21 protein-coding genes and 1 tRNA gene are annotated in these 22253 nt (G+C 69.8%); 10 read left to right on the forward strand and 12 right to left on the reverse strand.

Annotation, left to right across the window (positions count from 1 at the left end):
• Positions 1-34: 34 nt before the first annotated feature.
• Positions 35-628 (forward strand): TetR/AcrR family transcriptional regulator, encoded by a 594-nt coding sequence (locus ABZ552_RS09080; RefSeq protein ID WP_281917266.1) that lies wholly within the window; start codon positions 35-37, stop codon positions 626-628.
• On the opposite strand, the gene ABZ552_RS09085 is transcribed toward ABZ552_RS09080, so the two are convergent.
• Positions 625-1518 carry an Abi-alpha family protein gene (locus ABZ552_RS09085; protein WP_281877560.1) on the reverse strand — a complete coding sequence of 298 codons (894 nt, stop codon included), beginning with the start codon at positions 1516-1518 and terminating at the stop codon, positions 625-627. The genes ABZ552_RS09080 and ABZ552_RS09085 overlap by 4 nt on opposite strands.
• Positions 1509-2783 carry a hypothetical protein gene (locus ABZ552_RS09090; RefSeq protein ID WP_357436309.1) on the reverse strand — a complete coding sequence of 425 codons (1275 nt, stop codon included), beginning with the start codon at positions 2781-2783 and terminating at the stop codon, positions 1509-1511. Before ABZ552_RS09090 ends, ABZ552_RS09085 begins: the two co-directional genes overlap by 10 nt.
• Positions 2784-3023: 240 nt before the next feature.
• Between ABZ552_RS09090 and ABZ552_RS09095 the strand changes: the two genes are divergently transcribed.
• Both ABZ552_RS09095 and ABZ552_RS09100 read left to right on the forward strand, forming a co-directional pair.
• Positions 3024-3905 carry an Abi-alpha family protein gene (locus ABZ552_RS09095; RefSeq protein WP_281877563.1) on the forward strand — a complete coding sequence of 294 codons (882 nt, stop codon included), beginning with the start codon at positions 3024-3026 and terminating at the stop codon, positions 3903-3905.
• 454 nt (positions 3906-4359) lie between these two features.
• Complete coding sequence (locus tag ABZ552_RS09100; protein ID WP_357436370.1) at positions 4360-4887, forward strand: nuclear transport factor 2 family protein; 528 nt, start codon at positions 4360-4362, stop codon at positions 4885-4887.
• A gap of 1 nt (position 4888) precedes the next feature.
• On the opposite strand, the gene ABZ552_RS09105 is transcribed toward ABZ552_RS09100, so the two are convergent.
• Positions 4889-6532 (reverse strand): peptide chain release factor 3, encoded by a 1644-nt coding sequence (locus tag ABZ552_RS09105; protein ID WP_281877565.1) that lies wholly within the window; start codon positions 6530-6532, stop codon positions 4889-4891.
• 304 nt (positions 6533-6836) lie between these two features.
• On the opposite strand from ABZ552_RS09105, the gene ABZ552_RS09110 reads away from it, so the two are divergent.
• Complete coding sequence (locus tag ABZ552_RS09110) at positions 6837-7439, forward strand: 50S ribosomal protein L25/general stress protein Ctc (protein WP_195086043.1); 603 nt, start codon at positions 6837-6839, stop codon at positions 7437-7439.
• 28 nt (positions 7440-7467) lie between these two features.
• Entirely contained in the window at positions 7468-8019 is a 552-nt protein-coding gene (gene pth, locus ABZ552_RS09115) for an aminoacyl-tRNA hydrolase (protein WP_281877566.1), read from the forward strand.
• Between the two features lie 36 nt (positions 8020-8055).
• Here pth and ABZ552_RS09120 read toward each other — a convergent pair whose 3' ends face one another.
• A complete protein-coding gene (locus tag ABZ552_RS09120; RefSeq protein WP_281877568.1) occupies positions 8056-9708 on the reverse strand; it encodes a fatty acyl-AMP ligase in 1653 nt (550 codons plus the stop codon).
• Between the two features lie 98 nt (positions 9709-9806).
• Complete coding sequence (locus ABZ552_RS09125) at positions 9807-10478, reverse strand: lysophospholipid acyltransferase family protein (protein ID WP_281877570.1); 672 nt, start codon at positions 10476-10478, stop codon at positions 9807-9809.
• A 105-nt stretch (positions 10479-10583) separates the two neighbouring features.
• Here ABZ552_RS09125 and ABZ552_RS09130 point away from each other — a divergent pair, with 105 nt between their 5' ends.
• On the forward strand, positions 10584-11144 hold the full coding sequence (locus tag ABZ552_RS09130; protein ID WP_281917267.1) for a TetR-like C-terminal domain-containing protein: 561 nt from the start codon (positions 10584-10586) through the stop codon (positions 11142-11144).
• A 25-nt stretch (positions 11145-11169) separates the two neighbouring features.
• On the opposite strand, the gene ABZ552_RS09135 is transcribed toward ABZ552_RS09130, so the two are convergent.
• On the reverse strand, positions 11170-12360 hold the full coding sequence (locus tag ABZ552_RS09135; protein ID WP_357436313.1) for an aminotransferase class V-fold PLP-dependent enzyme: 1191 nt from the start codon (positions 12358-12360) through the stop codon (positions 11170-11172).
• Positions 12361-12536: 176 nt separating this feature from the next.
• Between ABZ552_RS09135 and egtA the strand changes: the two genes are divergently transcribed.
• The 4 genes from egtA (at position 12537) to egtD (ending at position 17206) form a co-directional block, all read left to right on the forward strand.
• On the forward strand, positions 12537-13877 hold the full coding sequence (gene egtA / locus ABZ552_RS09140; RefSeq protein WP_281917269.1) for an ergothioneine biosynthesis glutamate--cysteine ligase EgtA: 1341 nt from the start codon (positions 12537-12539) through the stop codon (positions 13875-13877).
• 118 nt (positions 13878-13995) lie between these two features.
• A complete protein-coding gene (egtB, locus tag ABZ552_RS09145; RefSeq protein WP_357436315.1) occupies positions 13996-15342 on the forward strand; it encodes an ergothioneine biosynthesis protein EgtB in 1347 nt (448 codons plus the stop codon).
• Positions 15343-15408: 66 nt separating this feature from the next.
• A complete protein-coding gene (gene egtC / locus ABZ552_RS09150; protein WP_357436317.1) occupies positions 15409-16218 on the forward strand; it encodes an ergothioneine biosynthesis protein EgtC in 810 nt (269 codons plus the stop codon).
• A 16-nt stretch (positions 16219-16234) separates the two neighbouring features.
• A complete protein-coding gene (gene egtD / locus ABZ552_RS09155) occupies positions 16235-17206 on the forward strand; it encodes an L-histidine N(alpha)-methyltransferase (RefSeq protein WP_357436319.1) in 972 nt (323 codons plus the stop codon).
• A gap of 18 nt (positions 17207-17224) precedes the next feature.
• Here egtD and ABZ552_RS09160 read toward each other — a convergent pair whose 3' ends face one another.
• The 6 genes from ABZ552_RS09160 to ABZ552_RS09185 form a co-directional block, all read right to left on the reverse strand.
• The gene (locus ABZ552_RS09160) at positions 17225-17872 is read right to left on the reverse strand and encodes a DUF2461 domain-containing protein (RefSeq protein ID WP_281877577.1); all 648 of its coding nucleotides are present in this window, start codon (positions 17870-17872) and stop codon (positions 17225-17227) included.
• 50 nt (positions 17873-17922) lie between these two features.
• Positions 17923-18768 (reverse strand): hypothetical protein, encoded by an 846-nt coding sequence (locus ABZ552_RS09165; RefSeq protein WP_357436321.1) that lies wholly within the window; start codon positions 18766-18768, stop codon positions 17923-17925.
• Between the two features lie 94 nt (positions 18769-18862).
• Positions 18863-19123 carry a hypothetical protein gene (locus tag ABZ552_RS09170; protein ID WP_357436323.1) on the reverse strand — a complete coding sequence of 87 codons (261 nt, stop codon included), beginning with the start codon at positions 19121-19123 and terminating at the stop codon, positions 18863-18865.
• A 95-nt stretch (positions 19124-19218) separates the two neighbouring features.
• On the reverse strand, positions 19219-20199 hold the full coding sequence (locus ABZ552_RS09175) for a ribose-phosphate diphosphokinase (RefSeq protein ID WP_281877582.1): 981 nt from the start codon (positions 20197-20199) through the stop codon (positions 19219-19221).
• Positions 20196-21686: a bifunctional UDP-N-acetylglucosamine diphosphorylase/glucosamine-1-phosphate N-acetyltransferase GlmU gene (gene glmU / locus ABZ552_RS09180; protein ID WP_281917275.1), complete on the reverse strand. Its 1491-nt coding sequence runs from the start codon at positions 21684-21686 to the stop codon at positions 20196-20198. The genes ABZ552_RS09175 and glmU overlap by 4 nt, the downstream gene beginning before the upstream one ends.
• Positions 21687-21777: 91 nt before the next feature.
• Positions 21778-21848: transfer RNA gene (locus ABZ552_RS09185), tRNA-Gln, on the reverse strand.
• Positions 21849-22253: the final 405 nt, after the last annotated feature.

The following is a 22253-nucleotide window of genomic DNA, read 5'->3' on the forward strand; positions in this document are numbered from 1 at the left end:
CACATTGTCTAGTGATCGCTATAGAATTCTTCGCATGAGTACGCCGACGCGGGGACGGCCGCGCTCTTTCGACCGGGACGCGGCGCTGGAACAGGCCATGCGGCTGTTCTGGACGCGCGGGTACGAGGCGACATCGATCGGCGACCTGACCGCGGCCATGGGGATCGGCGCGCCGAGCCTGTACGCGGCGTTCGGCGACAAGAAGACGCTGTTCGCCGAAGTCGTCGCCACCTTCGGCGCGCGCTACGGCGGATTCGTCGCGCGGGCACTCGCCGAGGAGGACACCGCGCGGGCGGCGGTCCGGCGCATCCTGCGCGAGGCGGCCAGGGAGTACACCCGGCCGGACTGCCCGCACGGGTGCCTGGTGATCAGCGCGGGCGTCAACACCACCAGCGCCGAGGTCGCCGAACTCCTGCGCGACATGCGCAACCGGAACATCGACACGTTCGCCGCGCGCATCCAGGCCGACATCGACGCGGGCCTCCTGCCCGACCACCTGGACGCGCGCACGCTGGCCCGCTACGTCGGCACGGTGATGCAAGGCATGTCCCAGGCAGCGCGCGACGGCGCGAGCCGGGCCGAACTCGATGGGGTGGCCGAACTCGCGCTGCGCGGCTGGGGAGCCTAGTGGCCGGAGGCCCGGCCGTCCTGCACCACCACCGGCAGGCAGATGCGCACGAAGTCCGCGCCGAAATCGGTGAGCACCACACTGCGGTAGATCACCTTGGTGCCGAAGCCGGAGCGCTTCAGCATCTCCCGCACCGGTGACTGCGCCTCCAGCAGCTGGTACCGGTTCGGGTTGCCGACCGGCTCACGCGCGTGCTCGATCAAACCCAGTCTGCGCAGGTTGGTCAGGTACTGCTGGATCCGGTTCGGGAAGCGCAATCCGGCGTGCTCGCCGATCAGCGTGAGCATCGAGCCGAGGCGCTCGGAGCCGAGCGCGCGCGGGCGGCCGGTGCGGATGTCGATCGAGGGCTGCGGCCCGTCCAGGTGCAGGAAACGCAGGATGCGCGCCTCGTCCGGGGTGAGTTCGGCGAGCATGCCAGCGAAGGCCGGGTGGTTGTCGTCCTCGCCGTGCGGGCTGGCCGACAACCGCAGCAGCGCGGCGCCCTGCTCACGCAGCGTGGGCACGGCTTCCTGCGCGGGCGGCTGTGCGGCGGCGGGCAGGCCGAGCGCTTTGCGCATCGCGTCGCGGACCTCGGATTCCGCCTCGGCCAGGACTTCTCGCGGCGGCGCTCCCTCGATGCTGCGGCGCACCACGGTGGAGGTGACGCCGACCGCGGTGCCGACGCCCCACGACGTCACCCCGGTGACGGCGGTCCACGCGACCCGTGCGACGCCCGTCGCGGCACGCACGGTGGCCACGGGAACCGTTACCCGTCTGGATAACTCGTCGGGATGAGTGAGCTCCGATGCCGGCCGCCGGGCGATCTCCTGCGATGGCGCGGCGTTCGCCGCCGTCGCGTCGAGGTGCTCGACGGCCTCGATATCGCCGTCGTCCGGACCCGCTACAGCCATGATGTCGCCACTCCCGTTCCGAAGATCAGGATATGAGCGTATCCGGCGAACAGCCCCAGCACGCCGCCATGGACGAAAAGAAGCCATTCATCTTGCTTGATGGCCGCGCGGAGCATGTCGACGAAGTCCGGCGGCGACAACATCGCCATCTGCCTGGCGATGTACTCGTTGATCTGCCTGCCCTGGCGGACGTTGAACTCCGGGTCGGCGAACGCGATCGGCGCGATGGCCATGGCTTCGCTGGTGAACGTCGATTGCAGCGAGTCGTATTCGCGGCTGCCGAGCATGAACTTGACCGCGGGACGCGCGGGGCCGAGGGCGCGGTCGGCGGCCGGGCGCAGCGTGTCCTCCAGCATCTGCATGGTGCGATCCGAGCGGGGGCCGTTGAGCAACTCGTCACCGATATTCGCCACCGTGATCACCTGGCTGGAAACCAATTCCGCGTATCCGTCGGTGATTTCGGACTTGCGTTTGATCAGCAGGCCCTGCCGCCACGGAACCCACCACTTCGGATATGCGGGCGCGAAGATCATATTGATGCCGATCCAGTTGACCACCCATCCGATGATCACGCCGCCGATCGGCAGCACCACCAGGCTGGACCAGCCGGTCAGATGCAGGACGGCGACCAGCAGCACGCCCATCGGCGCGCCGAAGTAGAAACCGAAGTTCTGCATGAATCGCAGTTCCTTCGCGCCGAGCACCTGGAACAGGGTGTTGAGCAGATGCGGCCGGGCCTGGAAGTAGCGGATCACCATCTGCTTCACATCGAGCAGCTGATCGATATTCGCGCCCAATTCCTCGGTCAGCTCGCGCAGGATCTCCGGCAGCTGCTGGCGCACCCGCGCGTGCACCATGTCGCGCACCTGGGCGGGCAGGTTGTACCAGAGCTGCGGATGCTCGCGGCGCAGGATGTCCTCGACGATGTCCTTGATCTGCGCGTCGGCGATGCTCGCGAGGTGCTCGGCCAGCTTGTCCGGCTCGAGTTCCCGGTAGAAGTCGGCCACGCTGCCGAGTTTGGCCAGGCCCTTGTCGACCGCGATGCTGGCCATCTTGTCCGCACGCGAGGGAACGATGCCCTGCCAGCCGAACCGGCCGTCGTAACTGAGCAACGGGAGGACTTGAATTCGCTTGGGAAGGAAGGGATACAGCGCGCGCAGGCCGGGAACTCGGACGCCGTGGAAGGCGACCGGCTTGAACAGCATGAGCACGCCGGTCCAGTTGGTGATGTAGCCGATCACCCCGGTGAAAAGCGGTATCGTCACGAGCTCGAGGAGGATCGTGGGGTGGATTCCGAATACGCTCTCTAACACGACACCCTCCTGCCGATACACCGGTGATCGCCGCCTCACCGGCACCCAAAACTAGCACCCCCTCGGCGCAGAAACCCTATTGCGCGCCGCGTGCCGGTCGCACTGTCCGAGTCAGGCGGTGCGAATGACCCGCGACACAAGGGGAAGTAATCTGTGGAGCGGATTCGTTCCCCCGGCGATATCGGAGAAAACGTGGCAGACGACAGGACCGGACAGGACGTGGCCCGGCCAGGTTCTCGCGCCGTCGAGCGCAGTTCGGATGTCGAACAGCGGCAGATCAGCAACGAGGCACGGCTGATCCGCGGCGTGTTCCGGGCGGCAGGCGTGGCCGCGGGCACCGTCATGCGCGGAAGCCAATGGGCGGTCGGCACGACCTACGAGGTCACCAGGGAGATCACCCAGGCGGCGCTGGACGGGGAGTCCTCGGCCGAGATCGCCGAGCGGACCGGAAACGCGTTGCGCTCCATCGCCCGCAGCGCGCTCGGCGTCACCGAGGGCTCGGTCCGGGAAATCGTCAGCTACGTCCCGACGTCCAACGGCCCCGCTTCGTCGCAGCAGGCGCTGACCGTCGGCCCCTACCTGCGCTCGGCGAGCACCGAGGAGCTGCGCCGCCGCGGCGACGCGCTGCTGGCCAGGTCCGCCGACGTCTACTTCACCGAGGACGTGCACCCCGCCTACGACCGCATCCTCGACGAGCTCGCGCCCGACGAGGCGCGCATCCTGCGCTTCATGGCGCTCAACGGGCCGCAGCCGTCGGTCGACGTGCGCACCAACCGTCCGCTGGGGATCGGCTCGGAACTGGTGCAGGGCGATCTCACCTCGGTGCCGGAGCAGGCCGGCGTGCGCTACCCGGATCGCGCCCGGTCCTACCTGATCAACCTCAACCGCCTCGGGCTCACGCTGACCTCGGACGATCCGGTGGTGCTGAGCCGGTACATGGTGCTGGAGGTGCAGCCGGTGGTCGAGGCGGCGCTGAAGAAGGCGGGCCGGGCGCCGAAGATCGTCCGCAAGAGTCTCCGGCTGACCGAGTTCGGCGAGGACTTCTGCCGCACCTGCTTCACGATCGGCAGCTGACGCCGCGGAGTTGATCTTCGTCGGAAGATTCTCCTCGCCGTGATAGCAATCTGATACAACTCTCCCAATCCGGCACTCGGGATGGGATTGTGGAGGTATGGATCAGCGAAACGGCGGGCAGGGGCGCGGCGACCCCGGTGTGGGCATCGCTGGGCAAGCGCGTAACGAGTGGGACACGGACTCCGGTGGGCAGGGGCGCGACGATCCGGGATTTCCCCGGGACGAGCGCGGCGGCGTCGACCTCGATCCGGGTGGATCGGAGCAGGACGAGCGGGAGCGTGACATCGACCCGGTCGGCCCCGACCGGCGCGGCGGGCAGCGGGCGACGAGCACGGGTGAGCGGGATCCCGACGACCGGCGCGCCGATGAGCGCCTGCGCTTCGACGCGGGACCGATCGACTTCGGGCAGGTGCGCGACGATCCGCGGCCGCGCGGCCGCGACGCGGAACCCGAACTGGACGACATCGCGGCGATCGCCCGGCTGAAGTACCGGTACCTGCGCACCCTCGACACCAAATCATGGGATGAATTCGCCGACACCATGATCCCCGAGGCCACCGCGACCTACAGCGAATACCTGCAGTTCGAATCGCGCGAGGCGTTCATCGCGTTCATGCGCAACACGCTCGGACCGCACGTGATCACCGAGCATCGCTGTGACCACCCGGAGATCGATGTCGACGGCGACAGCGCCACCGGCACCTGGTATCTCGCCGACACGGTCCTCATCCCGGCCCACAACATGCTGCTGCGTGGCGCGGCCTTCTACACCGATCGCTACGTCCGCTGCGACGACCGGCGCTGGCGGATTTCGCACACCGGCTACGAACGCACCTACGAGGTGGTGCTGTCCCTCAGCGACCTGCCCAGCCTGCGCCTGACCTCCAGCCGCTGGGGCCTGATCGCGCGAGAAGACGGGATCGCCTCGATCCAACGCGACCCGGGCACCGCGCCGCTGCGGCCGGAGTCCGAGGCCGGCTGACTCAGTCGGCGGTGGCCACCAGGGGCTCCAAGGTGAGCGCCGGGTGCTCCTTCTCGATGTATTGCAGCCGCCACTTGTCGCTGAACAGCGCGAGCAGCGCACCGTCTGAGCGGGTGAAGACCTCCACCCCGCGCTGCCGCCCGAGTTCCTCCGCCGACGCGGCGTCGGTGCGCCGGGCCAGCGTGTAACCGAGGTGCTCCATCGTGGTCTCCACGTTGAACTCCGTGAGCATGCGCGCGGTCACCACTTCGAACTGCATCGGGCCGACGGCCGCCAGGACCGGCGAGGCGTCGCCGCGGATGTCGTTGCGCAGCACCTGCACGACGCCCTCGGAGTCGAGCTGATCCACGGCCTTGCGGAACTGCTTGTATTTGCCCGCGGTGCGGGCCCGCAGCACGGCGAAATGTTCCGGCGCGAACGACGGGATCGGCGGGAACTCGACCTTCTTGTCCACGAACAGCGTGTGTCCCGGAGCCAGCGCCGTCGCGTTCACCAGGCCCACCACGTCGCCCGGGTATGCGGTGTCGACGGTGGCGCGCTCGCGGCCGAACACGGTCAGGGCGTACTTCGTGGCGAACGGCCGCCCGGTCTGCGCGTGGGTGACCACCATGCCGCGTTCGAACTCGCCGGACACGATCCGCATGAACGCGAGGCGGTCGCGGTGGGCGGCGTCCATGCCCGCCTGCACCTTGAACACCACCGCGCTGAACGGGTCGCCGGTCTCGCGCGGCTTGCCCTCGATGTCGGGCCGCGGCCCCGGGGCGGGCGCGAGCGCCACCAGGGTCTCCAGCAGCTGCCGTACGCCGAAGTTCAGCATCGCGGAGGCGTAGATGACCGGTGAGGTCTGCCCGGCGAGGAACAACTCCTGGTCGTGGTCCTGGCCGGTGGCCGAGAGCAACTCGCTCTCCTCCGCGGCCGTGGTCCACGGCTCGCCTTCGCGCGCCTCGGCGGCCTCGGGGGTGAGCGACTCCTCCGGCGCGATGGTCGCTCCGCCCGCGGTGCGGGTGAAGTGGATGTATTCCAGCGGCGCGCCGTCCGGGCCGCGGCGCAGCAGACCACGGAAGTCTCCCGCGATGCCGACCGGGAGGAACAGCGGAGTGGGGGTGAGGCCGATCCGCTCGTTGATCTCGTCGAGCAGTTCCAGGGGCGCCCGGCCCGGCCGGTCCCACTTGTTGATCACGGTGATCACCGGGATGCCCCGGTGGCGGCAGACCTGGAACAACTTCAGAGTCTGCGGCTCCAAGCCCTTGGCCGCGTCGATCAGCATCACCGCCGCGTCGACGGCCGTGAGTACCCGGTAGGTGTCCTCGGAGAAGTCGGAGTGCCCGGGGGTGTCGACCAGGTTGATGACGCTGTCCACGTCCGAGCCCGCGGCGCGGTAGTTGAACTGCAGCGCGGTCGAGCTGACCGAGATGCCGCGCGCCTTCTCCATCTCCATCCAGTCCGAGACCGTGGACTTGCGCCCGGCCTTGCCGTGGATCGCGCCCGCCTCGGAGATCATCCGCGCGTGCAGGGCCAGCGCCTCGGTGAGCGTGGACTTGCCCGCGTCGGGATGGGAGATCACCGCGAACGTGCGCCGGCGGGCTACCTCGGCGGGCAACCCGCGGGATGCGGGCGCGACAACACCCTCAGGGGAGGCGCTCAACGCAAGACAACCTTTCGCAGACGACCGATCGGGCAACCACGCCAGCGTACGCGACGCGCGCGAGCGCGAGCCGAACCGCCGGTGACCACCCGATTCCAAGACGGCCCCGGCGCTGGGGTATGGTGTTCGGGTTGTCTCGGCGAGGGTGTCCGCAGACCAGTTTTGCGACACCGTGATCGACGCGGCGCGGCTTCCGGCCGTCCTCGTTCGGTCTTCGCCCCGACGAATAGACCCTCCCGTCAGGTGTGCGGAACCCCTGACGTGTAACTGACAGCCCGGAAGAGCCGTAGGAGTAGATCCAGTCATGTCCGACGTCAACCTTCTCGAAGCATCCGTACGCACCGAGTTCGGCAAGGGCGCTGCCCGCCGCACCCGTCGTGCGGGCAACGTCCCGGCCGTGCTGTACGGCCACCAGGCCGACCCGCAGCATCTCTCGGTGAACGCCCAGGCCTTCGCCGCCATCCTGCGCGAGCACGGCACCAACGCGGTGCTGAACCTGGTCATCGACGGCAAGAAGCAGCTCGCCCTGACCAAGTCCGTCGTGGTGCACCCGATCCGCCGCTACATCGAGCACGCCGACCTGCTGATCATCAAGCGCGGCGAGAAGGTCACCGCCGACGTGAACGTCACCGTCACCGGCGACGCCGCCCCCGGCACCCTGGTCACCCAGGAGGCCACCACCGTCTCCGTCGAGGCCGACGCGCTGAAGCTGCCGGAGGCCATCGAGGTCTCCGTCGAAGGTGTCGAGGCGGGCACCCAGATCACCGCGGGCGCGCTGCAGCTGCCCGAGGGCGTCGACCTGGCCGCCGACGCGGAGACCCTGATCGTCAACGTGATCGCCGCCCCGGCCGCCGAGCCCGTCGAGGGTGAGGGTGCTGCCGAGGCCGAGGGCGAGAGCGCTGAGTAGTACCGAATCGTCTGCCGGGCCCGCGCTGGTGGTGGGACTGGGCAACCCCGGTCCCGAATACGAGCGCACCCGGCACAATGTCGGTTTCCTGGTCGCCGACGTGCTCGCGGAGCGCGTCGGCGGCCGTTTCGGTGTGCACAAGAAATCCGGCGCCGACCTGCTGCAGGCGCGGCTGGACGGGCGCCAGGTGCTGATCGCCAAGCCGCGATCGTTCATGAACCTGTCCGGGCGGCCGGTGGCCGCGCTGGCGAAGTTCTTCTCCGTGCCGCCGGCCGAGGTGATCGTCGTGCACGACGAGCTCGACCTGCCGTTCGGCGCGATCCGGCTCAAGCGCGGCGGCGGCGAGGGCGGGCACAACGGTCTTCGCTCCGTGTCCTCCGCCCTGACCACCAAGGACTACCTGCGCACCCGGATCGGCATCGGTCGCCCGCCGGGCCGCCAGGATCCGGCCGACTACGTGCTGAAGCCGTTCTCCGCGCCGGAGCGCAAAGAGGTCCCGGTGATCGTCGAGCAGGCCGCCGACGCGGTGGAACTGCTGCTGCGCGTGGGTCTGGAGACCGCGCAGAACCAATTGCACTGAGCGGCAAACTCATTCAGGACGCGAGGCGCCGGGCGGTCAGCCGCGGGGCAGATGCATCGCGGTCGCGGCCCTGCGCAGTTTCCCGGAGGAGGTCTTCGGCAGTGCGCCGGGGCCGAGGACGGTGACGGTGCGCGGGCGGGCGCCGACCTCCGCGAACACCGAGTGCACGATCTCGCGCTCGATCCGCTTGACCTCGTTGGGGTCCTGGTGGCTGCCGCTCTCCACCACCACGGCGAAACTCTCCCGCTGATGACCCGCGTCGAGGCGCACCGCCACCGCGTTGCCGGGCCGGACGCCGCGCACCCGCGTCGCCGCGCGCTCGATGTCGGTGGGGTAGATGTTGCGGCCACCCATGATGATCACGTCTTTGATCCGGCCGCACACCACGATCAGCCCCTCGTCGGTGAAGTAGCCGATGTCGCCGGTGTCCAGCCAGCCATCGGCGTCCTGGGCCGATTGGAATCCGTCCACCGTCACGTAGCCGGACGTGACCGCCGGGCCGCGCAGTTCGATCACGCCCACCGAGCGGGCGGGCAGCGGTTGACGCTCGCTGTCGACGATCCGGCCCTCCAGGTGGTCGACCAGATAGCCGAGCGTGGGCAACCTGCGGATGTTGGCGGGCTGGCCGTGCTCCTCCGGCACGGGCACCGCCTTGCCGATCGCCTCCAGCAGGTCGGCGTCGATCACGTCGACCACCTGTCCGTGCCCGGGGTCGGGAATCGACACGGCCAGCGTGGTCTCGGCCATGCCGTAGACCGGGGTGAGGGCCATCGGGTTGAGCCCGAAGCGTTTGCCCGCCTCGGCCAAGGCGTCCATGGTGTCCGGATCCACCGGTTCGGCGCCGTTCCACATGTAGCGCACGCTGCTGAGGTCGAACGCGCCGTCGTCGGCCTGGCGCAGCCGCCGGGCCAGCAGTGAATAGGCGAAATTCGGCGCGGCGGTGACGGTTCCACGGTACTTGCTGATCAGCTCGGCCCACAGCAGCGGCCTGGTGAGGAAGTCCAGCGGCGTCACGCACACCACTTCCGCGCCGAATTGCATGGGGACGCTGAGGAACCCGACCATGCCCATGTCGTGGAACAGGGGCAGCCAGCTGACCATCACGTCGTCGTCGAGCTGGAATTTCACCCGGTCGAACATGGCGTAGGCGTTGACGTAGAAGTTCTCGTGCGTGATCCGCACCGCCTTGGGCGATCCGGTCGAACCGGAGGTCAACTGCTGCAACGCGATATCGCCCTCGACGGTGGGCACCGGGTCGACGTCGGGGCCGTCGGGCAGCTGGTCGATGCGCACCACGGTGATGCCGCGTTCGCGCAGCAGCGGTTCGGCCGCCTCGAACGGAGCGCCCAGCACGACCGCGCGCGCTTCGATCATGGTCAGCACGGTCTCGGTGTCCCGCGCCCACACCACCAGATCGGTGCGCGGAGTGGGCTGGTGCAGCATGGTGATCGACGCGCCGCGCATCCAGACGGCCTGGCAGGCCGGGGCGATGTCGGCGGGCATGCCCGCGAGCACGCCCACCGCGTCGCCGTGCCCGATGCCCGCTTCGGCCAGCCCGCCCGCCATGCGCCGGGCGAGCCGGTGGATTTCGGCCCAGGTGCGGCGCAGCGGGGCGCCCGGCTCGCCGGTCACCAGTCCGCGTTCGGAGGTCTGTGCGGTTGCGTACATCTCGTCGGTGAACCTGCTCAAAGTCCCAACTCCTCTTCACCAACCGTTGCCGGGATCCGGCCTCCCCCAACTATCACGCCATAGTGGCCCAGCGTTAACCCCATTTCCAGGGGCGCAGGTCAGAGGCGTGAAATGACGGCCGGAAAGGTCGCGGCGTAGCGATCGACGTAGCACCGGCCCGATCGTGCGGCGAGTTCGCGCATCAGCTCGTCGGTCGCGGCGCGCACCAGGTGACGTTGCTCGGCGGGTGGGTAGCGGCGAGGGGCGGCGAACTCGATGCGCACTTTGGCGAAACGCAGCAGGCGGCTGCCGCGCGGGTTCACTCGGTCGGTGCCGGAGAGCGTCACCGGAACCACAGGCGCGCCGGTGGCCATGGCGACCCGCACGGCGCCGGTGCGGCCGCGATAGATCCGCCCGTCCGGTGAACGGGTGCCTTCGGGGTGGATCGCCCAGACCCCGCCGTCCGCCAGGATGCGGGTGGCCGCGGCCAACGCCGCGGCGGCCGCGTCCCCGCCGGTCCGATCGACGGGCACCTGTCCGGACACCGAGTAGAACCAGCGGTTGAATCGTCCGCGCACGCCTTCTCCGGTGAAGTACTCCTGTTTCGCGAGGAACGTGACGTGCCGGGGCACCACCAGCGCCAGGTACAGCGAGTCGATCACGGCGAGGTGGTTGGCCGCGATGATCACCGGCCCGGTTCGCGGAATGTGCTCCAGCCCAACGACCTCGGGTCTGCCGAGCAGCCGCAGCAGTGGGCCGAGCAAGACGTACTTGAACAGTGCGTACCACATGAAGACCTCCGGGAGCCGAGTGTGTAGACATTGTCTACCCGATCTTGTAGACAGTGTCTACGCCCGGGTGTGCCCGCGGCCCGGCCAGGCGTAGACAATGTCCACATGACTGGGAGCGAGTCGTTGCGGGATCGACTGGTCGACGTGGGCGTCGACCTGCTCGAAGAGGTGGGGGCCGCGCATCTTGGTCTGCGCGCGATCACCCGGGCGGCCGGCGTCTCCCACGGCGCGCCGCGGCGATACTTCCCGACGCACCGCGCACTGCTCGCCGCCATCGCCGCGCGCGGGTTCGCCGACCTGGAAGACCGGTTCGCGGCGGTGGAGGCCGAGTCGGCACGTGACCGTCTGACGCGGATGAGCGCCGAATACCTCGAGTTCGCCGTGCGGCGTCCGGAGATGTTCACCCTGATGTTCCGGCACGACCTGCTCGAAGGTTCCGGCGAGAATCTGCGGTCGGTCAGCCTGCCGCTGTTCGCGCGGTTCGCCGAGCTGGTCGGCGCGGCGGCGGCCTCGGACACGATCGATCCGCGCGACCGCGCTGTCGCCCTGTGGACCAACCTGCACGGCATCGCCACGGCGCAGGCCAATCGCAGCCTGCGCCTGGTCGGTCCGGGCGCCGACGCGGACGCGCTGGTGGCCAGGGCGCTCGCGGTGCACTTGGCCTGACTGTTCCGGGGCGGTCCCCGGCGGTTCAGGCTCGCAGGGCCGCCACCGCGGCGACGAAACGATCGAGTTCGTCGAAACCGACGAAGCAGTGCGGCGAGGCGCGTACGACCGAGGCGAGGCCGCGGCCGGTCATGTCCAGCAGGGTCGAACCGGCGTGACTGACCGTGACCGTGATGTCCTGCGCCAGCAGCCGGTCGCGCACCGCGACGGAGTCGACGCCGTCGACGGTGAACGACACGATGCCGCTGTGCCGGATGCCGAGGTCGCGCACGGTCACGCCGGGGATCTCCGGCAGCGCCTTGCGCAGGTGCTCGGCGCGGGCCGCGATCGCGGCGTAGACGTCCTCCGGGCCCAGTTCCAGCAGGTATCGCACGGCCGCGCCCAAGCCGAGCCGGGCCGCGACGTCGCACTCCCAGAACTCGAAGCGGCTCGCGCCGGGCGCGAGCCGGTAGTCCTGCGGTCCGGTCCATTCCGCGCTGTGCAGATCGAGCCGTGCGGGTTCCATCGAGCGCGCCAATTCCGGCCGCAGGTAGAGAAAGCCGGTGCCGCGCGGGCCACGCAACCACTTGCGACCGGTAGCCGACAAAGCGTCCACGCCGAGATCGGCCACGTCCAGGGGCAACTGTCCGGCGGACTGGCAGGCGTCCAGCAGCACCAGCGCGCCGACCGAGTGCGCGATCCGGGTGGCCTCGGCGGCCGGGTTCACCAACCCACCGTTGGTCGGCGCGTGCAGCACCGAGACCAGCTTGACCCGTTCGTCCACCAGCGCCGCCAGCGCGTCGAGGTCGATCTGCCCGCTGCCGTCGCTGGGGATCTTCTCCACCGTGGCGCCGGTGGCGCGGGCGCGCTGCAGGGCGGCGATGGCATTGCTGGCGTAGTCCGCCTCGGAGACCAGGACGCGGTCGCCCGCGGCGAGCGGGACCGAGTAGAAGAAGTCCGCCCACGAACGCGTGGCGCTGTCGCTGAGCGCGATGCTCTCGGGTTCGGCGTTGATCAGCGCGCCGATCGCGGTCTTGACGTCGGCGAGATCGTCGAGCCGCTCGTTCGCGGCGCGATAGCCGCCGATCTCCGCCTCCCGCCGCAGATGCTCGATCACGGTCTCGGTGACGACCCGCGGCGGCAGCGAGGATCCGGCGCTGTCGAGGAAGACGGGGCCGGGGCCGGGCCCGTCCACGCATCCGGGAGTGTCGGCTCGTACGCGATCGTCGTCCAGCATGGAGCCGACCTTATCGGGTGGATTGTTCGGCTGCGTGTCGATTTCTTGTCGGTCCGCGTGGCTACGCTGGATGGGTCGCCATACGCGAATTCCGGCGGGGGAGTGGAATACCACCGCGCAGAATGGCGATAACCGAAGAGCAGCGGACTACGTCCCGGAGCCCACTGGAGGTTGGCATGGCGGTCACGCTCGAGAGTCCTGAGTCGGCCGGTTGTGCCACCGAGCAGGGAGAACTGTCCTCCCGCGCGGCGGCGGAGGCATACATCGGCGGGGTGTGCTTCAAACTCGGACCACCAACGCTGATCGGCGCCGAACTCGAATGGCTCACGGTGCAGGGTGAGTGTTCGGCGGCCGGTCCTTCCGCGGCTCCGCGCCCCCAGCTGTCCGCCTTCGCGGACGCCCTCGGACCGTACGCACCACGGTCCATCGCCCCCGATTCGCCGGCACTCGCACTGCCGGGGGGCAGCCGGGTCACTCTCGAACCCGGCGGTCAGATCGAACTCTCCAGCGCTCCCTACGGCGCTGCCGCGCAGTTGTGTGATCGCCTGCGCGACGATGCCCGCTTGTTGCGGGAACTTCTCGAATCCCGGTCCATCCGCATGGTTTCCGTCGCCGCGGACGCGGACCGTCGTCCCAAACGCTTGCTCCAGCTCCCGCGCTACCGCGCGATGGAACGCTCCTTCGGCGGCATCGGTCCGTTCGGCAAGCTGATGATGTGCAACACCGCGGCCACCCAGGTCAGCGTCGACGCGGGCGCCGACCGCGCGGAGGTCACCGCGCGCTGGACCGCCCTGTACGCCGTCGGCCCGGCGCTGCTGGCCGCCTTCGCCTGTTCACCCGTCCTGCGTGGCGCGCCGCCCGGCGGCTGGGCGTCCCAGCGGATGCGGACCTGGCTGCGGCTGGACAACGCGCGCACCCGCCCGCCGGTGCTGGATTGGTCCGACCCGATCGCCGCGTACGGCAGATGGGCGCTGGACGTGCCGCTGCTGTGCGTGCGCCGACCCGACGGGGCCGCCGAACGCGGCGACGGCGAGGGATGGTCCGCGCCGCCCGGTGCGACCTTCGCCGACTGGCTGTCCGGCGCGTTGGACGACGAGGTCGGCCGCCGCCCGGGCATCGGCGACCTCGACTATCACTTGACCACGCTGTTCCCGCCGGTGCGCGCCTCGGGCCACCTGGAGATCCGCTACCTCGACGCCCAGCCGGGTGACGGGTGGACCGTCCCGGTGCACGTGATCGACGCGCTCATGTCCAGCCCGTCGGTGGTCGCGGAGGCGACTTCGATCGCCGCGCCCCTGGCCGCCCGCTGGGTCGATGCCGCCCGCTACGGATTGGCCGATCCGGACATCCGAGCCGCCGCGGTAGCCCTGCTGCGCCTGGCGGCCGAGCACACCGCGACCGACGACGCGGCACGTGCCGTGGAATCCGCCGCCGAACGATGTCGCCACGGCCGCATCCCGACCGACGGCGACACCGAGCACGGCCCCGACCCGGCGCCGCCGGAGGCTGCCCCGTGACCAGCAACCAGCCGCACTTTCCCTACAGCGCCCAGCCCGACCGGACCTGCGCGCGCCGAATCGCAGGCAGCCGCGGCCGCACCGACGCCGATCAGCACGAATCTCGGAGACGTTTCCCGTGACCACTTCCCATCCCGCATCCACCGACCACTCCGGCACCGAGCAGCTGCGCGACCGGATCGCCGAGGTGCTCACGCGCGCCCGGCAGCGCACCCACACCCTCACCGACTGCGTCGACGAGGCAGAACTGGTGGCCCAGCATTCGCGACTGATGAGCCCGCTGGTCTGGGATCTCGCGCACATCGGCAACCAGGAGGAACTCTGGCTCGTACGCGACGTCGGCGGACGCGACCCGGTGCGCTCCGACATCGATGAGCTCTACGACGCCTTCAAACACGCCCGCGCCAACCGGCCCGGCCTGCCGCTGCTCGATCCCGGCCAGGCTCGCGCGTACGTCGGCACCGTGCGCGACAAGGTCTGGGATGTGCTGGAGCGCAGCGAGCTACGGGGGCGTCCCTTGGTCGACGACGGGTTCGCCTTCGGCATGATCGCCCAGCACGAGCAGCAGCACGACGAGACGATGCTGGCCACCCACCAGTTGCGCGCCGGCGCCGCCGTGCTCTCCTCGGCGGCCGCACCGGCCGCGCCGGCGACGGTCACCGGGGAAGTCGTCATCCCCGCGGGCGAGTTCACCATGGGCACCTCCACCGAGGCGTGGGCGCTGGACAACGAGCGCCCTGCCCACCGCGTCCGGGTGCCGGGTTTCGCGATCGACGCGGCGCCGGTGACCAACGAGCAGTATCTGGCCTTCGTCGACGACGGCGGCTACGAGCGGCCCGAGCTCTGGTCCGAACGCGGCTGGGCGCATCGCGTCGAGGCGGGTCTGGTCGCGCCGCAGTTCTGGGAGCGCGACCCGTCCGGGCGCTGGTGGCGACGGGTGTTCGGGGTGATGACGCCGCTGCGGCCGCACCAGCCGGTCGTGCACGTGTGCTGGTTCGAGGCCGAGGCCTACGCCAACTGGGCGGGTAAGCGCCTGCCTACCGAAGCGGAATGGGAGAAGGCGGCGAGGTTCGATCCCGCTACCGGTGTCTCGCGCCGTTTCCCCTGGGGCGACGCCGATCCCGACGCCTCCACCGCGAACCTCGGGCAGCGCCATCTGGAACCCGCCGAAGTCGGCGCGTATCCGGCCGGCGCGTCTCCCGCGGGCGTGCACCAGCTGATCGGCGACGTATGGGAATGGACCGCTTCGGGTTTCGAGCCGTATCCGGGATTCCGCGCGTTCCCGTATCGGGAGTATTCCGAGGTGTTCTTCGGCGGTGACTACCGCGTGCTGCGCGGCGGCTCCTTCGGCACCGATCCGGTGGCCTGCCGCAGCACTTTCCGCAACTGGGACCACCCCATCCGCCGTCAGATCTTCGCCGGGTTCCGCTTGGCGCGGGATCTGCGCCCTGGAGAAGGGGAGTGAGCCACGCCCGTCCGGCCGGGCGGAAGTGTGGTCGCGGTCCGGCGACGGCGGCCCCGGCGGGTGCGGATGTGTAGACACCTGGGTTACGTCGGCCCTCCGGTGCGGGTAGGCGGCATGTTGACCCTCGGCTCTCATTCGCTGCGTACCCAGGCGTGGGCGCCGCGCGATATGCGCCACGGCGGCACCATCAACGCCGACGGTTTCGGCGTCGCCTGGTGGCACGTCGGAGTGGACGACACGGTGACCGTCAGCCGTTACCGCAACGCGGCGCCGATCTGGACCGACCCGGCCGTGGAGGAGGTGCTCCCGCAGTTGGAGTCGGTCGCGGTGCTCGGGGCGGTGCGGTCGGCGACGGTGGGCATGCCCGTCGAGCGGTCCGCGTGCGCGCCGTTCACCCGCGACCGCTGGGCGTTCAGCCACAACGGCGTGGTGCCCGACTGGCGGCGCACCCTGACCGGCGTGGCCGCCGAGTTCGCCTTGATCGCGGCCGAACTCGGCGCCGAAGACCTGTTCACCCCGGCGCGGCTGCTGGAGGCCGAGTCGGCCACCGACGCGGCCACGTTGTGGGTGCTGCTGTGCGATCTGCTGGCGACCAGCTCACCGGACGGCGAATGGTCGGCGGCTCCGGCGGCGCTGCGGCTGCTCGTCTCCGCGATCCTCGACCGGGCCCCGGAAGCACGCCTGAATCTCCTGCTCTCCGATGGCGCGCAGTTGTGGGCGACCACCTGCCACCACTCGCTGTCGGTGCTGGTCACCGACGATTTCGCGCTCGTGTCCTCCGAACCCTTCGACGACGACCCCCGCTGGCGGCCGATCCCGGACCGCAGCCTGGTGAGCGCCAGGCCCGGCGCGCTGTCCGTCGACGCCCTCCTGTGACCCGAAAGGCCGTGCCATGACCGCAGCCACGCTGGACATCCACCTCACCGACGACGACCTCGACGCGGCGCTCCGCTCGGACGCCCGCCTCGGCCTGACCGCGGACCCGAAGTGGTTGCCGCCCAAATGGTTCTACGACGCCAGGGGCAGCGAGCTCTTCGAGCGGATCACCGAGCTGCCCGAGTACTACCCGACGCGCACCGAGCGCGCGCTGCTCGAGCAGGTGGTCGGCGAGATCGCCGACGCCGCCCAGACCGAGGTGCTGGTCGAACTGGGCGCGGGGTCGGCAGCCAAGACCCGCCTGCTGCTCACCGCGCTCGGTGCGCGCGGACCGCTGAAGAAGTATGTGCCGCAGGATGTCTCGTCCACGGCGCTGCGGGCGGCGGCCGACGAGGTCGCGGCCGAGTTCCCTGGTCTCGCCGTGCACGGCGTGGTCAGCGACTTCACCGACACCCTGGACAACCTCCCGCGCGGCGGCCGCCGGATGATCGCTTTCCTCGGCGGCACCATCGGCAACCTCGTCCCCGAGGAACGCGCCGAATTCCTCGCCCGGATCCACGACGTGCTCGAGCCCGGTGAGCAACTGCTGCTCGGGGCGGGACTGGTCACCGACCCGGCGGTGCTCGTCCCCGCCTACGATGACGCGGCGGGCGTCACCGCCGAGTTCAACCGCAACGTTCTGCACGTGCTGAACGCTCGTCTGCGCGCCGACTTCGCGCCGGACGAGTTCCGGCACATTGCGATCTGGGACGCGGAGCGCGAGTGGATCGAGATGCGGCTGGAGGCCCGCGAGGACATGACCGTCACGGTCGCCGACCTCGGCCTCACCGTGCACCTCGGCCGCGGCGAACAGATACGCACCGAGATCTCCGCGAAGTTCCGGGTCGCGGGCCTGGACGCCGAACTCGCGGCCGCAGGCTTCGCCACCGGACACGTGTGGACCGATCCGGACGACCGCTTCGCGCTGGTCCTCGCCGGACGGCGCTGACCACGCGGCGGTCGGCGGTCACCACGACGGTGCGCCGCCGACCACCGCCGCGAGCCACTCGACCAGCGGCCGCATCGTCTCCCACGCGGCGCGGACCTCTTTCGCCGTCCGAGGCGTGTCCAGCCAGGCGGGCGCGCCGAATTCGCGGCCGCAGGTGATGGATTTGTGTCGCAGCAGGTCGATGCGCGGGTGGTCGGCGTCGTAGCCCTTGGGTTTGGTCTTCAGTTTCTCGCCGCCGATGGTGAAACCCGCGTCGGCGAGTTTCGCGAGGATCGCCGCCAGCTCGGGGCCGCGCACCTCGTCGTCGATGGTGGCGCGCAGCTGTGCGAGCTGGTCGGGCGAGCCCTGGTAGAAGCCGCCGCCGACGTACAGGCCCGCAGCGTTGATCTGCACATACCAGCCGACACCCGCACCGGCGCGCACCACCGCGCCCTGCGCGGTCTTGTACGGCGACTTGTCCTTGGCGAACCGCACGTCCCGGTAGGGCCGGAAGATCTTGGCCGTCCCGAAGTCCGGCTCCAACTCGGCCACCAGCGACTTCATCGGCGCGAGCACCGACTCGTCGTAGATCTTCTTGTGCGCGGTCCAGAACGCCTTGGAGTTGTCGGCCTCCAGGTCTTCGTAGAAGTCCAGCCCGGCCAGCGGGAAGCCCGCGAATCCGGTCATGCTCGCGCACCCGCCACGCTGGTGCCACCGAAAAGACGCATACCGAAAATCTACGTGGTGAAGTCTCCGCCGAACACGGCGAATCCCACGATGAAGCCGATCACCATGCCGACGGCCGCGGCGATCGCTGCCCATTTGCCAAGCGATTCGCCCTTGTTGTGTCCGATTATGCCGAGGATTATCCCGGCCGGCCCGAACAGGATCGGGCAGAACAGTACGGCGGTGACCGCGCAGACGAACCCGATGATCGAGTACACCTGACTGCCCGGCTGTCGCGGCGGGGTGGCGTACGGCTCGTACCCTTGCTGCGGATAGGACGGGTAGCCGTACTGTGGCTGCTGCTGTCCCGACGCCGGATAGTCGTACATCCCGCCCGCCGGGTACTGCGGTTGCCCGCTCGGCGGATACGGCGGCTGAGCGTCGGCGGGTTGCCCCGGCGGGTATGGCGGCTGCCCGCCCGCCCCGTATTGCGTGTGCTCGTCAGGGGTGAACCGCTGCGTCGATTCGTCGCTGGGAGGCTGGGGCGCGGAACCCGACAGCGGTATCCCCGGCGCGGCGGGTTCGGCGCCCCAGGACTGCTGATCACCTCCGCCGTTGGCGCCCCAAGGGCGGGGTTCGGCGGGCTGCCCGCTGGGCTCGGCGCCCCATTGGCCGCCCAGCGGTTCCGCGGGCGGCGCGCCGCTCGACTGCCACCATTGGTCCGCGGGTCCCGGCTCGGCCTCCGGCGGCCGCGCGGCGGCGGGATCGTGCTCGGTGGGTTGTCCGCCGGGTGTCTGGGCCGGAGCGGCGCCGGTCAGCGGCGGGGCGGGCTCGTCGCCGGGGGTCTCCCCGGTCTGCTGCGACGGCGACTCCGCCGGTCGCCGCTCGTCGTGGTCCGGCTCCTTCGGCGTGCTCATCGCAGCCTCCTCGTGTCGTCCCGGTCACGCAACCATGCCTACCACGACGGACGCTTCGTGATAGTCGATTGCTACTAAGCGGCGCGTCGGGGTGTCAGAGGTCCTCGTCGTCGACGATCTCGATAGCGGCCACTTCGGCGGACCGGGTGTCGTCCTCCTCGTCCTCGCGGCTGCGGTCGCTCGAAGTCCACTCCTGATCCAGCTCGTCGCCGATGCCGAGCCTGCCGTCGTCCTCGTCCTCGTGGTAGCGGATGCGCAGGTCCTCGGGCGGATCCTCGATGTTGCGCTGATACTCGCGGATCTCGTCCTCCTGGTCGTCGTCCCCCATCTCGGTCTCCAACGGGTCACGGTCCATACCCCCAGTATCCCCACCGATCGCCGCGGCTAACGCGAACGCGAAAACGGCGGCCCGGACCGGAGTCCGAACCGCCGTTTCAGGCAGTGCGCAGGCTACGCGTTGCCGTTGAAAAGGCCCGTGACCGAGCCGTTTTCGAAGACCTCGCGGATGGTGCGCGCCAGCAGCGGCGCGATGGACAGCACGGTCAGCTGCGGGAACTTCTTCTCCTCGGTCAGCGGCAGCGTGTTGGTCACCACGACCTCCTTGGCTCCGCAGTTCGCGAGGCGCTCGGCCGCGGGGGAGCTCAGCACGCCGTGGGTCGCGGCGATGACCACGTCACCCGCCCCGGCGTCCTTCAGCACCTTGACCGCGCCCGCGATGGTGCCGCCGGTATCGATCATGTCGTCGATCAGGATGCAGGTGCGGCCCTCGACCTCGCCGACCACGCGGTTGGACTTCACCTGGTTGGGCACCAGCGGGTCGCGGGTCTTGTGGATGAAGGCCAGCGGTGAGCCACCCAGCGAGTCGGCCCACTTCTCGGCGACGCGCACGCGGCCGGAGTCGGGGGAGACGACGGTGATGTGCTCGAGGCTGTAGTTGGTGCGGATGTACTCCGCCAGCTGCACCTGCGCGTGCATGTGGTCGACCGGGCCGTCGAAGAAGCCCTGGATCTGGTCGGTGTGCAGGTCGACGGTGATGATCCGGTTGGCGCCCGCGGTCTTCAGCAGATCGGCGACCAGGCGAGCCGAGATGGGCTCGCGGCCGCGGTGCTTCTTGTCCTGGCGGGCGTACGGGTAGAAGGGCAGCACCGCGGTGATCCGCTTGGCCGAGCCGCGCTTGAGCGCGTCGATCATGATGAGTTGCTCCATCAGCCACTGGTTCAGCGGCGCGGGGAAGCTCTGCAGCACGAAGGCGTCGGAACCGCGGACCGACTCCTCGAACCGGACGAAGATCTCACCGTTGGCGAAGTCCCGCGCGACCTGCGGCGTGACGTGGACGTCGAGTTCCTTGGCGACCTGCTCGGCCAGCTCAGGATGGGCGCGTCCCGAGAAGAGCATCAGGTTCTTCTGGTTATCGATCCATGACGCGGTCACTGCTGATTGCCATCCTTTTGCTCTATTGCCTGACCCGACATCTCCTTGGCCGCGATGGCTTCCGCCGCCGCGCGGGCCGCGTCCGTCCCTGGACGGTGTCGCTGCACCCAGCCCTCGATGTTCTTCTGCGGTCCACCGGACACCGCGAGAGCTCCGGGCGGAACGTTTCTGCGCAGTACAGTACCCGCCGCCGTATAGGCTCCGTCACCCACCGTCACCGGCGCGACGAACATGGTGTCGCTGCCGGTGCGCACGTGCGACCCGACGACGGTGTGGTGCTTGGTCACGCCGTCGTAGTTGACGAAGACGCTGGACGCACCGATGTTGCTGTGCTCGCCGATGGTGGCGTCGCCGACGTAGGTGAGGTGCGGAACCTTCGAATGCGCGCCGATCGAGGCGTTCTTGGTCTCGACGAACGCGCCGAGCTTGCCCGCGTCGCCGACGATGGTGCCGGGACGCAGGTAGGCGAACGGGCCGATGGTGGCCTTCGGGCCGATGGTGGCGCCCTCGCCGTGGGTGCGGATCACCTTCGCTCCGTCGCCGACGACCACGTCGGTGAGCGTGCTGTCCGGGCCCACCTCGGCGTCCTCGCCGACGACCGTGTTGCCGAGCAACTGCACACCGGGGCGCAGCAGCGCGTCCCTTCCGATGCGCACGCTGGCGTCCACCCAGGTGGAGGCCGGATCCAAGATCGTGACGCCCGCCCGCATGTGGCGTTCCAGGATGTAGCGGTTGAGCGTGCGCGCCGCCGAGGCCAGCTGCACCCGGTCGTTGACGCCGGTGACCTTGGCCGCGTCGACCAGCCGGGCGCCGTGCACCGGGTGACCGGCTTCGCGAGCGAGGCGCAGCACATCGGTCAGGTACAGCTCGTGCTGGGCGTTGGCGGTGGACAGTCGGCTGATCATGGTGCGCAGGATCGCGGCGTCGAACGCGTAGACACCGGAGTTCACCTCGGTGATCGCGGCCTGCTCCGGCGTGGCGTCGGCGTGCTCGACGATCTCGGCCAGCTGGCCCTCCGCGTCGCGCACGATGCGGCCGTAGCCGTTCGGGTCCTCCGGGACGAAGGTCAGCACCGTGACCGCGGGGCGTTCGGCGTAGCTGCGGTGCTCGTCCAGCAGCGCGGACAAGGTGTGCCCGTCCAGCAGGGGCACATCGGCGGAGGTGACCAGCACGTCACCGGTGAATCCGACCGGCAGGGCAGCCAGCGCGCACTGGACCGCGTGCCCGGTGCCCAGCTGCTGTTCCTGGATCGCCGGGGTGATCTCCCGGCCGAGGTCGTCGGCGACCGCGGTCACCGCCGCGCCGACCTGTTCGCGATCGTGCCCCACCACGGTGATGAGGTACGCGGGGTCGATCTCGTTCGCCGCATGCAGCGCGTGCGCGAGCATGCTCCGACCGGCCAGCGAATGCAGTACCTTGGGGGTCTTCGACCGCATTCGTGTCCCGGCACCGGCTGCGAGAACGACGACGGCGGTCTGCTGTGGCATGGATCTCCCTCGGCTGCCTGTCCTCGTGCTGGGCTGTCGTCGTGCTTGGTCAGCGATGTGCGGGCCAACGATAAGTCATCGTGCTCTCGAGCTCCGCCGCCAGGACTCGAACCTGAACTCTCTGAACCAAAATCAGATGTGCTGCCATTACACCACGGCGGATTGCCACACCGGCGGTTGGCGAAACCCCCGCCGCTGTGCCACGGCACGGGATGAATCCTCGCATACTCGCCCGCCTCCCCGCGAATTGTTCTGTCGGTCGCTTCTGGTATTCGTGCCGGACCAGGGGAGGAGCGTGCGATACGCGTCCATCCGCGCAGGCCGGCCCGCGGTCGCGCGGTGTGCCGCTCCCAGGTGGACGCGAGGTCGGCCGGCGCGTCGACGGCAATGCGACCGTGTGTTCGAGCCGGGTCCCGGACCGTGTTGATTTTTCGCGTGGGGAACACCGGGGCGGTCGGGCGGACCGCCGACCGGTCTGGGACAGTGGTATCCGAATGTCGGTGTCGCGCGCCGGAGCTTCGGTGCGGCGGCTGACTCGGCACGCACGCGGGCAACTCGCCGGGCTCG

The organism is Nocardia sp. NPDC019219 (assembly GCF_040632645.1).
Classification (GTDB): domain Bacteria; phylum Actinomycetota; class Actinomycetes; order Mycobacteriales; family Mycobacteriaceae; genus Nocardia; species Nocardia sputorum.